10 protein-coding genes are annotated in these 14886 nt (G+C 63.5%); 3 read left to right on the top strand and 7 right to left on the bottom strand.

Annotated features, from left to right (window positions below):
- Positions 1-37: 37 nt before the first annotated feature.
- Entirely contained in the window at positions 38-649 is a 612-nt protein-coding gene (locus AC1TPF_RS16375) for a mycothiol-dependent nitroreductase Rv2466c family protein (RefSeq protein ID WP_482138909.1), read from the bottom strand.
- A gap of 172 nt (positions 650-821) precedes the next feature.
- Here AC1TPF_RS16375 and pepN point away from each other — a divergent pair, with 172 nt between their 5' ends.
- A complete protein-coding gene (gene pepN / locus AC1TPF_RS16370) occupies positions 822-3389 on the top strand; it encodes an aminopeptidase N (protein WP_482144751.1) in 2568 nt (855 codons plus the stop codon).
- A 78-nt stretch (positions 3390-3467) separates the two neighbouring features.
- Here the strand turns inward: pepN and AC1TPF_RS16365 are convergent, their stop codons facing one another.
- From AC1TPF_RS16365 to AC1TPF_RS16355, 3 genes are all read right to left on the bottom strand, one after another.
- Positions 3468-3941 (bottom strand): DUF5130 family protein, encoded by a 474-nt coding sequence (locus AC1TPF_RS16365; protein WP_482138905.1) that lies wholly within the window; start codon positions 3939-3941, stop codon positions 3468-3470.
- The gene (gene ctaJ, locus AC1TPF_RS16360; RefSeq protein ID WP_482138903.1) at positions 3928-4179 is read right to left on the bottom strand and encodes an aa3-type cytochrome oxidase subunit CtaJ; all 252 of its coding nucleotides are present in this window, start codon (positions 4177-4179) and stop codon (positions 3928-3930) included. The genes AC1TPF_RS16365 and ctaJ overlap by 14 nt, the downstream gene beginning before the upstream one ends.
- Positions 4180-4301: 122 nt before the next feature.
- The gene (locus AC1TPF_RS16355) at positions 4302-4991 is read right to left on the bottom strand and encodes an HNH endonuclease (RefSeq protein ID WP_482144750.1); all 690 of its coding nucleotides are present in this window, start codon (positions 4989-4991) and stop codon (positions 4302-4304) included.
- A 183-nt stretch (positions 4992-5174) separates the two neighbouring features.
- Here AC1TPF_RS16355 and AC1TPF_RS16350 point away from each other — a divergent pair, with 183 nt between their 5' ends.
- Together AC1TPF_RS16350 and AC1TPF_RS16345 are read left to right on the top strand one after the other, a co-directional pair.
- Positions 5175-5570, top strand: coding sequence for a globin (locus tag AC1TPF_RS16350; RefSeq protein ID WP_482138900.1), 396 nt, complete (start codon positions 5175-5177; stop codon positions 5568-5570).
- Positions 5571-5634: 64 nt separating this feature from the next.
- On the top strand, positions 5635-7284 hold the full coding sequence (locus tag AC1TPF_RS16345; protein WP_482144749.1) for a glycoside hydrolase family 13 protein: 1650 nt from the start codon (positions 5635-5637) through the stop codon (positions 7282-7284).
- 39 nt (positions 7285-7323) lie between these two features.
- Here AC1TPF_RS16345 and AC1TPF_RS16340 read toward each other — a convergent pair whose 3' ends face one another.
- From AC1TPF_RS16340 to ettA, 3 genes are all read right to left on the bottom strand, one after another.
- The gene (locus AC1TPF_RS16340; protein WP_482138896.1) at positions 7324-8016 is read right to left on the bottom strand and encodes a DUF8185 domain-containing protein; all 693 of its coding nucleotides are present in this window, start codon (positions 8014-8016) and stop codon (positions 7324-7326) included.
- On the bottom strand, positions 8016-12830 hold the full coding sequence (locus AC1TPF_RS16335) for an NAD-glutamate dehydrogenase (RefSeq protein WP_482144748.1): 4815 nt from the start codon (positions 12828-12830) through the stop codon (positions 8016-8018). The genes AC1TPF_RS16340 and AC1TPF_RS16335 overlap by 1 nt, the downstream gene beginning before the upstream one ends.
- Positions 12831-12917: 87 nt before the next feature.
- On the bottom strand, positions 12918-14591 hold the full coding sequence (ettA, locus tag AC1TPF_RS16330) for an energy-dependent translational throttle protein EttA (protein ID WP_482138892.1): 1674 nt from the start codon (positions 14589-14591) through the stop codon (positions 12918-12920).
- Positions 14592-14886: the final 295 nt, after the last annotated feature.

Here is a 14886-nt window from a genome sequence, read left to right as displayed (position 1 = left end):
TGGTCTGTTGAACTACCCGGTCTGTTGAACTACCTGGTCAGTCGAACTGCGGGTCCTCGTTGCGAGACCGCTTGAGTTCGAAGAAGTGCGGGTAGCTCGACAGTGCCAATGCGCCGTCCCACACCTTTCCGGCCACCTCACCGCGCGGGATCCGGGACAGGACCGGTCCGAAGAAGGCCACGTCGTTGATGTGGATCGTGGGGGTGCCGACGTCATCGCCGACCTTGTCCATACCGGCGTGATGGCTCTTGCGGATCGCATCGTCGAAGGTGGTTTCGTCGGCGGCCTTGGCCAACTCGGCGGACAGTCCCACCTCTTTCAGAGCCAGCGGGATGACCTCGCCGAAGTCCTTGATGCCCTTGTTGTGGATGAGCGTTCCCATCGCGGTGTACAGCGGGGACAGGATTTCATCGCCATGTTCGGCCTGCGCGGCGGCGATCACGCGAACCGGGCGCCAGGCCTCCTTGAGGCCTTCGCGGTACTCCTCGGGGACGTCCTTGCCCTCGTTGAGCACGGCCAAGCTCATGATGTGGAAGTTCGTCTCGATGTCGCGCACCTTCTCGACCTCCAGAATCCAGCGGGAGGTGATCCAGCACCACGGGCACAGCGGGTCGAACCAGAAGTCAACGCGGTCAGTCGAGGCGGTCATGAGTTGGAGAACTCCTTCAGCAGTAGAACGTGGGCATGGTGCCGGTGGAACCATTGCATGATTCAACAACTCGCGCCGGTTCACATTCCCTCCCGCACCGAACCAACGCAACTGTCCACGCAATACGGTAGTTGTGTAGCAACCGGCAAAATCTCTCCTGAAGCGAGGCAACGTGGCGGCACCAAATTTGACCCGAGATCTGGCGGGCCAACGCTCGGCGAACATCTCGGTCTCCAACTATGCGATCGATCTCGACCTCACCGACGGTTCGGGCAAACCCGGCGAGAAGACGTTCCGGTCGGCGGTGACCATCACCTTCACCGCCACGGCCGGTTCCTCATCGTTTGTCGATCTGATCGCGCAGACGCTTCACAGCGCCACCCTCAACGGTTCACCCGTGGACATCTCGGGTTACACCGAAGAGGACGGCCTGGCGCTGACCGACCTGGCCGACGACAACACCCTCGAGGTGGTCGCCGACTGCATCTATTCGCACACCGGCGAGGGCCTTCATCGCTTTGTCGACCCCACCGACGATGCGGTCTACCTGTACTCACAGTTCGAAACCGCCGACGCAAAAAGGATGTTCGCCTGTTTCGACCAGCCGGACATGAAAGCGACCTTCGACGTCACCGTCACCGCACCGACGGACTGGAAGGTGATCTCCAACGGCGCCGGCACCGAAACCGCCCCCGGCAAGCACACTTTCGCCACCACCCCGTTGCTGAGTACCTATCTGGTGGCGTTGATCGCGGGCCCCTACGCGGTCTGGACCGACAGCTACACCGACGAGCACGGCACCATCGACCTCGGCATCTTCTGCCGCTCGTCACTTGCCGAGTTCATGGACGATGATCGGCTGTTCACCGAGACCAAGCAGGGTTTCGAGTTCTACCACAAGAACTTTGGCATCCCGTACGCGTTCGGCAAGTACGACCAGCTCTTCGTCCCTGAGTTCAATGCCGGTGCCATGGAGAACGCGGGTGCGGTGACGTTCCTCGAGGACTACGTCTTCCGGTCCAAGGTCACCAAGTACCTGTACGAACGCCGTGCCGAAACCGTGCTGCACGAGATGGCGCACATGTGGTTCGGCGACCTCGTCACCATGCAGTGGTGGGATGACCTGTGGCTCAACGAGTCCTTCGCCACGTTCGCCTCGGTGCTGTGCCAGTCGGAGGCCACCGAATACAAGAACGCCTGGACGACATTCGCCAATGTCGAGAAGTCCTGGGCATATCGGCAGGATCAACTCCCGTCCACCCACCCGGTGGCGGCCGACATCCCCGACATCGCGGCCGTGGAGGTCAACTTCGACGGGATCACCTATGCCAAGGGCGCTTCGGTACTCAAGCAGCTGGTTGCATACGTCGGCCTCGAGGAGTTCCTGTCCGGATTGCGTGACTACTTCCAGGCGCACAAGTTCGGCAACGCCACCTTCGCCGATCTCCTGGGTGCTCTCGAGAAGTCTTCGGGCCGCGACCTGTCGGACTGGGGTTCACAGTGGCTCAAGACCACCGGTATCAACGTCATCCGGCCGGATTTCGACCTCGACGAATCCGGCGCTTTCACCCGCTTCGACATCCTGCAGGATGGTGCGGCACCCGGGGCGGGCGAGACCCGTACCCACCGCCTCGCAGTCGGCGTCTACGACGATGTGGACGGAAAGCTGGTCCGCACCAAACGAGTTGAGCTCGATGTCACCGGTGAACGTACCGCAGTTTCCGAGTTGGTCGGGGTCGATCGGGGTCAGCTGATCCTGCTGAACGACGACGACCTGACGTACTGCTCGGTCCGTCTGGACCCCGATTCGCTGGCCACGGCAACCACCCGGCTCGCCGACATCAGCGAGCCCATGCCCCGCACCCTGGTGTGGTCGGCTGCCTGGGAGATGACCCGGCAGGCCGAGATGCGCGCCCGTGAGTTCGCCGCACTGGTGGAGCAGGGTATCGGTACCGAAACCGAGATCGGTGTCGTCCAGCGAGTCCTCATGCAGGCTCAGACCGCAATCGACGGCTACGCCGATCCGGAGTGGGCAACCAAAGTGGGGTGGCCGCGTTTCAGTGCCCGCCTTCTCGAGCTCGCCCGGGCGGCGCAGCCCGGCTCCGATCATCAGCTCGCCTTTGTCAACACTCTGCTCTCCGGCGTACTCGCCCCGCAGCAGACCAGTGTTGTTCGCGCACTGCTCGATTCCGATCCCGCCGACCAGGGTCTGGCCGGACTGACGGTCGACACCGACCTGCGGTGGTCGATCGTGCAGGCTCTGGCGACCGCCGGTGCCATCGACACCGACCCGGCCTCCAGCCCGGTGATCGACGCCGAACTCGCCCGCGACAACACCTCCGCGGGCAGCAGGCAGGCCGCCAAGGCACGGGCATCACGTCCGCTGGCGGAGGCAAAGGCAGACGCCTGGGCCCAGGCAACCGAAGATGACACACTGTCGAACACTCTGGGACGTTCGATCATCGCCGGCTTCGCCCGACCAGGTCAGAGTGCACTCCTGGCGCCCTACACCGCGAAGTACTTCGAGATCGCCCCGCAGGTGTGGGAACGTCGTTCGAGCGAGGTCGCCCAGACCGTGGTGGTCGGGCTGTATCCGAACTGGGCAGTCGACGAGGACGCTCTGGCCCTGGCCGACGAACTGCTGGCCGGAGAACATCCGCCTGCACTGCGCCGGTTGATCTCCGAAGGCCGCGACACCGTGGCGCGGACGCTGCGGGCCCGCACCTTCGACAAGAGCTAGACACGAACACAAAAGGGCGGGACAACCGAAAGGTTGTCCCGCCCTTTGTTGGTTCAGGCGTGTTTGTTCAGATTCGGGTCAGCGAACCGTGACTGCCGCGGCCATGACCCGGATGGCGGAGATCAGTCCGTCGACGAGGTCACCGGACCGGATGCCCGCGATTGCTGCGGTGACCCCGAGCTGGGCCACCCGATCGTTGAGGCGTGCGGCAACCTCTTTGCCGGAGACGACCACGACGTCCTTGGTGTTCGGCGAGACCGCGATCAGTGCGGCGTGCTCAGGCTCAGGCGCGTTCGGCAGGATCGCCGCGGCGCCCGCGACAGCGTCGTCGCCCAGGTCTCCGATGTACACCGAGAAACGGATGGCCGTCTCATCGGTTGCATCGAACAACGCCTCGTCCAGTGCCACCAGTTCGTCGGTCTTGAACGGCGGCGTGGAAGGCACGTCCGTCGGGAAACGAGCTGCTGAGACCCGACCACTGAGGGTCAGGGCCGAGCCCATGGGGAGCGATTCGGGATCGACAGTTGACTTGACCACATCACCACTTGCCACTTGCCGAGCCTCCGATCAAATCGTCCGTGCCGTGCCCGTGATACAGCGGGGCCACAGGTGCTGCCTCAGTTGCGCTGAGCAGCAACGGTCCGTGCTCCCACTTCTGGTCGATTGTGTAGAACTTCACCTTCGGGTACTTGACACCGTTGGTGAACACCAACGCTCCAACAACCATCACCACAGAAATGATAGTGATGATGATGGTCGGCATGCCGACCGCCACAATCAGGTCTTCCATCGTTCCGCCCTTCAGAACCGCTCGACTCTTGTGTCAAAACTTAGCCGACGGCACCGGCGGTTGCTTCGCCGAGGTCGCCCGGCGCGTCGGAAGACGGTACTCCGATGCCGCACAGATCCGGCTCAGGCCGCGCCCACATCCAGATACCTCGACCACGACGGATCGAAATCCTTCACCGTCGCCAGCAGTCGCCAGTGCCGCCCCTTCGGCGCGGTCAGCGTGACCTTGAGTGTCCAGCCGAGCTCCGAGAGCAGGCGGTCGGCTTTCTTGTGGTTGCAGGACGCGCAGCAGGCAACGCAGTTGTCCCAGGTGTGGGTTCCGCCGCGACTGCGCGGCACCACATGGTCGATCGTGTCGGCTTTGCCACCGCAGTAACCGCAGCGCGTACGGTCGCGCTGCATCAGTGCGGCCCTCGTCATCGGGATGACCGCGCGATACGGAACCCGCACGTACGTCCGCAGCCTGATCACCGACGGCACGGCTATCGCCATCTCCGCCGAATGAATGAGCGGGCCGGCGCCGTCCTCGTGGATGACATCGGCCCGCTCACGGAGCACCAACACAATTGCCCTGCGTATCGAGATCGCGGCAAGCGGCTCGTAGGTCGCATTCAGGAGCAGCACGCGGTGCTTGCCCCAGCGCGAATTTGTTCCGCCCCCTGGCGGCACACCGATCGCGTCGACGGAGCGGGGTCCGGTGTCCAGCGTGGACACGCTTGCCTCACCGCGCGATCTCACGCGTCCATCAGTTGTGGTCGGGCCGCGGTCATACCCCGCGTGACCCTTCTTACGCTGCACCTTCGTCCGCGACATCTAACCTCCCGGCCAAACAACCGACCTCGATGGGAACGATTCAGTTCAACACGGATGCCGAACAAATGCGAGGCAAATTGCAGGTCGCCCGCGGTCAGCTGTGTGAACACTGGATGTCCGGGCCCGAACCTGCGGACGGGCGGCGCCAACGCCGATGTGCTCACCGGGTGGAAGAATGGGGCCGTGACTACTTCTCCGCAGACGTTTTACGAGGCAGTGGGCGGCGAACAGACCTTTGCCGACCTCACTGGCCGTTTCTACGAGGAAGTCGCGAAGGACGAGATCCTGCGACCGCTCTACCCCGAAGAAGACCTCGCTCCGGCCGAGCGACGTATGCGCATGTTCCTGGTGCAGTACTGGGGAGGACCTCGGACGTATTCGGATGAACGCGGCCACCCGAGACTGCGGATGCGGCACAACCCCTTCCGGATCGGTCCCATCGAGAAGGCGGCGTGGCTGCGGTGCATGTACATCGCGATCGGGTCGATCGACTCGGCGCGTCTGGACGACAGCCATCGACAGGCCTTGACCGACTACGTCGAGATGGCGGCCGACTCGATGATGAACTCCCCGATATGACGCCGAGACCTGCCACGGCGACGTGACCGTGACGTTCGGTAGGTCGTGAGGCAAGATAAATCACGTGAGTGACGAGACAAAAGATCTTTCCGAGGCCGCGAGCAATGCTTCGGCTGAAGATCACACGCCGGCCGACCCCGGATTTCCCCGGTGGTGGCAGAACGCGATCTTCTATCAGATCTACCCCCGCTCCTTCTCCGACGACAACGGTGACGGTGTCGGTGACATCCCCGGCGTGATCGACAAGCTGGGCTACCTGGAACTGATCGGTGTCGATGCCATCTGGCTCAGCCCGGTGATGAAGTCCCCGATGGCCGACCACGGGTACGACGTCTCGGACCCACGCGACATCGATGAACTGTTCGGCGGTCTCGAGGCGTTGGACAACCTCATCCGCGAAGCTCACGAACGCAACATCAAAGTCACCATGGACCTTGTCCCCAACCACACCAGCGACCAGCACGCCTGGTTCATCGAGGCACTCGCCTCTGAGCCCGGCAGCGCGGCCCGCGAGCGATACATCTTCCGCGACGGGCGCGGAGAGGACGGCAGCGAACCGCCCAACAACTGGAGCAGTGTCTTCGGCGGTCCGGCCTGGACCAGGGTCACCGAACCGAATGGTGAACCGGGCCAGTGGTTTCTGCACATCTTCGCCCCCGAACAGCCGGACCTGAACTGGGAGAATCCCGAGGTCTTCGCCGACCTCGAGAAGACTTTGAGGTTCTGGCTCGACCGCGGTGTCGACGGATTCCGGATCGACGTCGCCCACGGAATGGCCAAGCCCGAAGGGCTACCCGACATGGATCTCGAGGACGTCGGCCTGCTCAGCAACGCCGATGACGATCCGCGGTTCAACAACCCGGGTGTCCACGACATCCATCGTCAGATCCGTGCGGTGCTCGACGACTACCCCGACGCGATGACCGTCGGCGAGATCTGGGTGCAGGACAACGAACGCTTCGCCGAATACGTGCGCCCCGACGAACTCCACCTGGGATTCAATTTCCGACTCGCCAAGATTCCCTTCGAGTCCGAAGCTGTCCGCGCTGCGATCGAGCATTCGCTGGAGGCAGTCGCGTACGTCTCGGGCACCCCGACCTGGACGCTCTCGAACCACGACGTCGAGCGCGAGGTCACCCGCTACGCGTCCGACGACTCACCGCAGGCCGGTATCGACCGCGCCCGGGCGATGATCCTGGTCGAACTCGCTCTACCCGGCGCGGTGTTCATCTACAACGGTGCCGAACTCGGACTGCCCAATGTCGACCTGCCTGACGATGTGCTGCAGGATCCGGTCTGGGAGCGGTCGGGACACACCGAACGCGGCCGCGATGGCTGCCGCGTACCGCTGCCCTGGGAGGGCACTGCTCCCCCGTTCGCGTTCTCGAGCAACCCGGACACGTGGTTGCCGATACCCGCGGAGTGGGCAGCGCTGACCGTCGAGAACCAACTCGAAGACCTGACCTCGACGCTGTCGCTGTATCGGCAGGCGATCGAGTTCCGCAAGACTCGTCCGGAGTTCGCCGGCGAGGCCATCGAGTGGTACGGCGCCCCGACCGGATGCCTGGCGTTCCGCCGATCGCTCGGCAGGTTGGTCTGTGCCCTCAACGCAGGCGAGGAACCGATCGGGTTGCCTCCGGGTGAGGTGCTTCTCTCCAGCGCGCCGCTGGTCGATGGCCAACTCCCACCCAATGCGGCGGCCTGGCTCGTCTGACCACACTGACGGCCCGGCCGCCCGCGCGGCCGGGCACCGCTAGTTGACCGACAGCCCCAAAGGCATGGTTCGGCGCTGATGGACCGATCCGAATCTGGCGTCGAGTCGTGCCCACACGGCGGTGGTCCGGACCCGGACCATTTCCGCGTCGTCGATGTCTTCGATGGGCGATGTCTCGGTGACATCGCGGTTGTCGGCCTGTCGCACGAAGCCCATGGCGGTCAGCGCAAAAACCGATCGCATCGACACGCCGACGACCTGATCTGATGACTCCGACGACACGTCGACCACCTGCTGATCGAGCAGCGAGGTCGGCGGTCCGTGGCCGCTGCCCTGTGTGCGCGCGACCTCGGCTCCGGTCCGGGACAGTTGCACCAATACCCGCGCAGGTATGTCGTCGATGTGGGTGAATCCGTCGGTGGAAGGCAACGCACCGCGCCAGGCGCTGTCGAGGGCGAACCCGGTGTCGACGGTCGTCACCGCAGGGTCGTCTTTGGTCGCCCGCAACACATTTCGCAGCTCGGACGCCCCACACACCACGTCGTCACCGGACATCGAACCGGCCACAACACGGCTGGCCAGGACATCGAATCCGGTGTTGACCCAGACGCCGAGCAAACCATCCCCACGCCGTTTGATCCGGATCACGGCGACGTCGTCTGCTCGCAGGGCGCGGCCGGCAAAAGCCGCGAGATCAATCCGGTCACGGGCGGACAGTGTTAAATCGGCCATCAGCGGATGATGCTCCTCAATTGTCGAGCTGCGACCGACAGGGTTGCCAGATCGAGGTTTCCACTCTCAGAGATGTCTGAGAGTGTCGCGCGGACCCTGGACAGCCTCGAGGTGTTGTGCAGTTCCCACTCGGCTATCTTCTCGTCCGCCGATTCATCGGGCTCACCGGCGTCCAGAATCACCAGACACAGCGATCGCAGCGCCTGGTGCAGATCGTCGCGCAATGCCAGGCGCGCCAACGAGTGCCAACGGTCGATGCGGTCGAGATCGGAGACCGCGCTGAGCAGTTCCTCCACCCCGAGGTGGTCCATCAGCGCGAAGTACAGATCGCCGACCTCCACCGGGTCGCGGTCGGAGATCTCGGCGGCATCGATGATGTCGAGGAGGCAGAACCGGTGAAGGCTCAGTGCGACGGCCTGCGCGACATCCTCGGGGACACCGTCACCGACCAGGCGTGCGGCGTGATCGTCGACAATGCTCGCCGACGCACCACGTAGCCAACCGGGCACACGCGGTGACAGCTCGGCGACCAGTTCGCCGTATCGGGTGACCTCAGCGGCCATCGCCAACGGTTGTGGCCGCCCGGCGATCATCCACCGGGACGCCCGGAACAACAGCCGGCGGGTGTAGACGATCATCGCGTCGGTGGCCGGTACCGGACACGGGGCCGCGGCGATCGCCCACCACAGTGCGTGCAAGCCGAAGACCTCGGTCACCACCTGATAGGACCGCACCACGTCGACCGGCTCGCCGCCGCTGCCCTCGCAGAGGCGGAAGACGTGCGTGATGCCGCCGTTGTCCACCAGATCGTTCACCACCGTGGTGGTAACGATCTCTCGGCGCAGCTGATGGGTCGCGATCCCCTCGGCGAAGCGTTCCCGCAACGCGGCCGGGAAGTAGGCGCTCAGGCGTGACGAGAACACATCGTTGTCGGGCAGTTCACCCGCGAGCATGTCGGCCTTCAGCAGGAGCTTGACGTGGGCCATCACGGTGGCCAGTTCGGGCGAGGTCAAACCGTGACGGCCGGTGGCATTTCCGCGTTTGGCCAATTCGTCCGGACGGGGCAGCGCCTCCAATCGCAGGTCGACGCCGCGCCCTGCCATCTCCTTGAGCAACCGCCGGTAGACCTCTGCCGTCTCGTCGGCACTGGCCCGGCTGGTACCGAGTTCGGCGTTCTGCGAGACGTTGTCGGCCAGCACCAGATCCCCCACCTCGGTCGTCATCGACTCGAGCAGTGGGTTTCGCTGGGCAGCAGGCAGTTCGCCCGTCGAGACCTGGGAATCGAGCAGGATCTTGATGTTGACCTCATGGTCGGAACAGTCGACACCGGCAGAGTTGTCCATCGCGTCGGTGTTGACCCGGCCACCGCCGAGTGCGAACTCGATACGCCCGAGTTCCGTCAGCCCGAGGTTGCCGCCTTCCCCGACGACCTTGGCGCGCAACTCGTTTCCGTTGACCCGGATGGTGTCGTTGGCCTTGTCGCCCACTTGTGCGTGGGACTGGGTGCTGGCCTTCACATAGGTCCCGATGCCACCGTTCCACAGCAGGTCAACAGGTGCGAGCAGGATCGCCCGGATGAGTTCTGGCGGGGACAGCGCCGTGATGTCTTCAGCCAGTCCCAGCGCGTCGGCGATCTGCGGGCTGATCGGTATCGACTTCTGATCGCGCGCCCACACTCCGCCGCCTTCGCTGATCAGGTCCGTGCGGTAGTCGGCCCACGAGGATCGCGGCAGGTCGAACAGACGTCGTCGTTCGACGAACGACGCCGCGGTGTCGGGGTCCGGATCGATGAACACGTGCCGGTGATCGAATGCGGCGACAAGGCCGATGTGCTCGGACAACAGCATGCCGTTGCCGAACACATCGCCGCTCATGTCGCCGATTCCGACCACGGTGAAATCGACGGTCTGCGTATCGGAACCCATCTCCCGGAAATGTCGTTTCACCGCTTCCCAGGCACCCCGCGCGGTGATTCCCATGGCCTTGTGGTCGTATCCGGCCGAACCACCCGAGGCAAATGCATCGCCAAGCCAGAACTGGTACTGCCCGGCAACATCATTGGCGATATCGGAGAACGAGGCCGTCCCCTTGTCTGCGGCCACCACCAGGTACGGGTCGTCGCTGTCGCGTCGGACCACCTCGGGAGGCCCGACGATGTCTCCCGACTTCGCATCGATGTTGTCGGTGACATCGAGCAGTCCGGAGATGAATCGCCGATAGCATTCGATGCCTTCGTTGCGGACCGCCTCGCGGTCGGCAGCGGCGTCTCCGGTCGGCAGCGGAGGACGCCTGACCACGAATCCCCCTTTGGACCCGACCGGCACGATCACCGCATTCTTGACCGCCTGCGCCTTGACCAGACCCAGGACCTCGGTGCGGAAATCCTCCTGCCGATCGGACCAGCGCAGACCACCGCGCGCAACGGATCCGAATCTCAGGTGCACGCCTTCGACGCGCGGCGAGTACACATAGATCTCGAACAAGGGCCTGGGCAAAGGGGTTTGGGGAATCTCGCGCGGCCGGAGTTTGAAGCTGAGGGTCTGGTGCTGCAATCCGGCCCGGTCGGTGCCGAAGTAGTTGGTGCGCACAGTGGCCGACAGTGCGGAGACATAAGCATTGACGATCCGGTCGACATCCATGCTGATGATGTCACCGATCGCCACGGATAGGCGTTCGAGGACCTCGTTGCGACGGTTTTCGTCGGCGCTCTCCGGATCGAAGGAGGCCCGAAAGAGTTCAACCAGCGATTTCGTGACCACTGCGTTGCTTCCGAGCACCGAAGCCACATGTGTTGTGCTGTAAGAAGTCCCACATTGGCGCAGATAGCGGGCGTAGGCGCGCAGCATGGCCACCTCGTGCCACGTCAGACCACATCGGAAGATCAGTTCGTTGAAGTTGTCGACCGCGGCGTCGCCACGCCAGATCTGCGAGAACGCCTCGGTGAAACGATGTTCGACGTCGGCGACATTCTGCTCCTCGACCGTCATCCCGTCGGCCAGTGAGAGCCCGAACTCGTACACGAAACACCGATGACCGTCCTGGCGCTCGATCTCGAGCGGACGTTCGTCGAGGACGTTGACGCCCAGGCTGTGCAAGACCGGAAGGATCTCCGTCAAGGTCGCCGGGCGTCCGCACAGATAGAACGCGAAACGCCAGTCCTGACCACTGCGCTCTGCATCATCGGCAGGCCGGTACAGCCGAACGTAGAAGTCGCCATCTCCGAGGGAGTCGACTATCGCGATGTCGACGTAGGCCTCCGCCGGGCTCCGCACGTCTTTGTAACTGTCGGGCAAGGTCGCGGCGTAGAACGCGATCTCGTCGAGATCCCCGGCATCGCCAGCGGCAACTTCACGTAGCAATTCGTCCCAGCCACGCGCCGCCTCGACCATCTTGTCCTGCAACGCAATCTGTTCCGGCGTGCCCACCGCGAGGCTGCCGAGTGCACGGCAATCCCGCGCTCGGACCCGCATCACCACGTGCAACTGTGCCAATGCGGATTCACTGACCCGAGCGGTGTATTCCAGATGCCCGCCTCCGAGTTCGTCGAGCAGCAGTTTCTGCAATGTCTCGCGCAGCCGGGTGGTGTAGCGGTCTCGCGGCAGATAAACCAGCGCAGAAACGATCTCGCCCGCGGGATCAGGGCGCAGGAAAACCCGTATCTGTCGATTCGGTACGGCCTCGAGGACCGCCGACAGCGTCCGGGCGAGTTCATCGGCAGACATCGAGAACAGTTCGGTGCGTGGCAGGGTCTGCATCAGCTCGAGCATTGCCATGCCGTTGAAAGAGCTGGGATCGAACTTTGCCTTGGCCAGCACGTCGCCGACCTTGGAGTCGATCACCGGGATCGCCAGGACGTTCTCGTGCAGCGCCGTCGACGTGAAGGTCCCGACGAATACGTGATCCCCTTTTCGGGTGCCATCGGTGTCGTAGTCGGCGACCGTGATCAGGGTGGGAAAGTTCGATCGCTGGATACGCGTCGGAAGGTAGAGCTGTTGCACCGTCACCGGACCGGCGCCGGGATCGATTCTGTGCGCCGAGGTATCGCCCCGCCAGATGCCCAAACCCGTCTCGGGTTCGGTAGTCCGGTCGCCGGCAGTTCCTACGCAGTGCACGTAGCCGTAAGCCGAAAAATGTTGCTCGGCGAGCCAACCGAGCATCTGGGCATGGTCCGATGCCGTCGCGCGGTCGATACCGTCCGGCACGTCTGCGGTCGTATACGAACCGAATACGTCGGCAAGGCGCCCGATCAGACCGATCATGGCGGCTCGATCGCGATTGACGTCGCGGATCCGGCCGACGACCGTGTCCAGCTCTGCCCGCACTCGTTCGAGATCGATCGTCGACGTGGTCGGCGTCGCCTCGACGTAGATCCACGACTCGGTGATCCGGCCACGGCCGGCGACGTCGCCGGAAGCCTCGGACCCGTCGACTTCCAGCAACACACCGTCCTCGTCACGGACAACCGGAAGAATTGGGTGATCGATGCGGACGACCATCAGATCGGCCGCCTCGATACCGGCCACCACCGACTCGACCAGCAGCGGCATGTCGTCGGCAACCATTGCGATCAACACCGACCCGCCGTCGTGGTCGATGTCGATGACCGCTGTGCCCGGTGACCTGATGTGCCCCAGCCCCAGATGCCGGAAGAGCTGGGATCGTTGTGCCGATCCCAGCTCTTCCCAGGTCTTCTGCCGACGGGTGCCCGGTCCGTGAAAGTACCCACTGATTGCTTCTCCCAGCAGGGCTTTCACAGATGCCGGTAGATCCTCGGACGGGGTGTCCGCAAAATCAGACTGCGTCGATCCGACCATTACCGTCACACTCCAGTTGATCGGTCTCCCCCGGGATCTCCGAGGGTCTGCCTTCAAATGTAGTGATCGCCGGCGGCCGGCGAATTGCTAATCGCGTGTCAGCTTGCGGTGTGTCACAGAATGCGGACGGGCAGCGTCGGCTCCGAGACGCTCGATCTTGTTGGCCTCGTACGCCTCGAAGTTGCCCTCGAACCAGAACCATTTGCCCTCTTCGACGTTGCCTTCCCACGCCAGGATGTGGGTACAGGTGCGGTCGAGGAACCAACGGTCGTGCGAGATGACCACAGCACAACCCGGGAACAATTCGAGCGCGTTCTCCAGCGAACCGAGGGTTTCGACGTCGAGGTCGTTGGTCGGCTCATCGAGCAGGATCAGGTTGCCGCCCTCTTTGAGGGTCAGCGCCAGGTTCAGGCGGTTGCGCTCACCACCGGAGAGCACCTCGGCGCGCTTCTGCTGGTCCGGTCCCTTGAACCCGAATGCGCTGACGTAGGCGCGCGACGGCATCTCGTTCTGGCCGACCGTGATGAAGTCCTGGCCATCGGAGACGACCTCCCAGACGTTCTTCTTCGGGTCGATGTTCGCGCGGTTCTGGTCGACGTAGCTGAGCTTGACCGTGTCGCCGACCTTGACCTCACCCGAATCGGGTTCTTCGAGTCCGACGATGGTCTTGAACAGAGTGGTCTTACCGACACCGTTGGGGCCGATGACGCCGACGATGCCGTTACGCGGCAGGGTGAACGACAGGTCCTTGATCAGCACCCGGCCGTCGAAACCCTTGTCGAGGTGGCTGACGTTGACAACCACATCACCGAGGCGCGGAGGCGTCGGGATCTGGATTTCCTCGAAGTCGAGCTTGCGCATCTTCTCGGCTTCGGTGGCCATCTCTTCGTATCGGCCGAGGCGGGCCTTGTTCTTGGTCTGGCGGGCCTTGGAGCCGGACCGCACCCAAGCCAGCTCCTCTTTGAGGCGCTTCTGCAGCTTCTGGTCTTTCTTGCCCTGAACCTCGAGCCTGGCGGCCTTCTTCTCCAGGTACGTCGAGTAGTTGCCCTCGTACGGGTGGAGCTTTCCGCGGTCGACCTCACAGATCCACTGCGCGACGTGATCGAGGAAGTACCGGTCGTGGGTCACGGCCAGCACAGCGCCCGGGTAAGACGCGAGGTACTGCTCGAGCCACAGGACACTCTCGGCGTCGAGGTGGTTGGTGGGCTCATCGAGGAGCAGCAGGTCGGGCTTCTGCAGCAGCAGCTTGCACAGTGCGACGCGACGACGCTCACCACCGGAGAGGTGGGTGACGGGCTCGTCCGCCGGCGGGCAGCGCAGCGCGTCCATCGCCTGTTCGAGCTGTGAGTCCAGGTCCCAGGCATCGCCGTGGTCGAGGGCTTCCTGCAGCTTGCCCATCTCTTCCATGAGCTCGTCCGAGTAGTCCGTTGCCATCAGTTCGGCGATCTCGTTGAACCGGTCGAGCTGTTCCTTGATCAGGCCCATGCCCTCTTCGACGTTCTGTCGAACAGTCTTTTCTTCGTTGAGCTTGGGTTCCTGCATGAGGATGCCGACGCTCGCGTCGGGGTCGAGGAATGCCTCGCCGTTGGACGGCTGATCGATGCCGGCCATGATCTTGAGGATCGACGACTTACCGGCACCGTTGGGCCCGACCACACCGATCTTCGCGCCCGGGTAGAACGACATGGTGACATCGTCGAGAATCACCTTGTCGCCGTGTGCTTTTCGCACTTTTTTCATTGTATAGATGAACTCTGGCATCTAGTGGCCTTCCTACCTGCTGTTTAGGGGTAATGGGCGTAGGGATTGCCCTTGTTCTGCCCTCCGCTGAGCCGGGTCAGTTCTCCGGGATGAAGCGTTGTCCGATTTGGACACGCTGCACACGGAGGTGAGCCAGCTTTGCACCCCACAACCCTATCCAATCGCCGAAGACACGTTCGCCCGCCACCGCGCAATCACGGTTGCCGGCGTCGCCCGTCAGCCGGCAGAGGCCCATCACCCTTGATAGCAACGTCGCAACATCACCATGAAGTTCCCGGGCACCTCGAGTGGGCGC

This window comes from Williamsia sp. Y853, from assembly GCF_056786495.1.
Note: the sequence above shows the minus strand (reverse complement) of the source record. Positions and strands in the feature narration are given on the sequence as shown.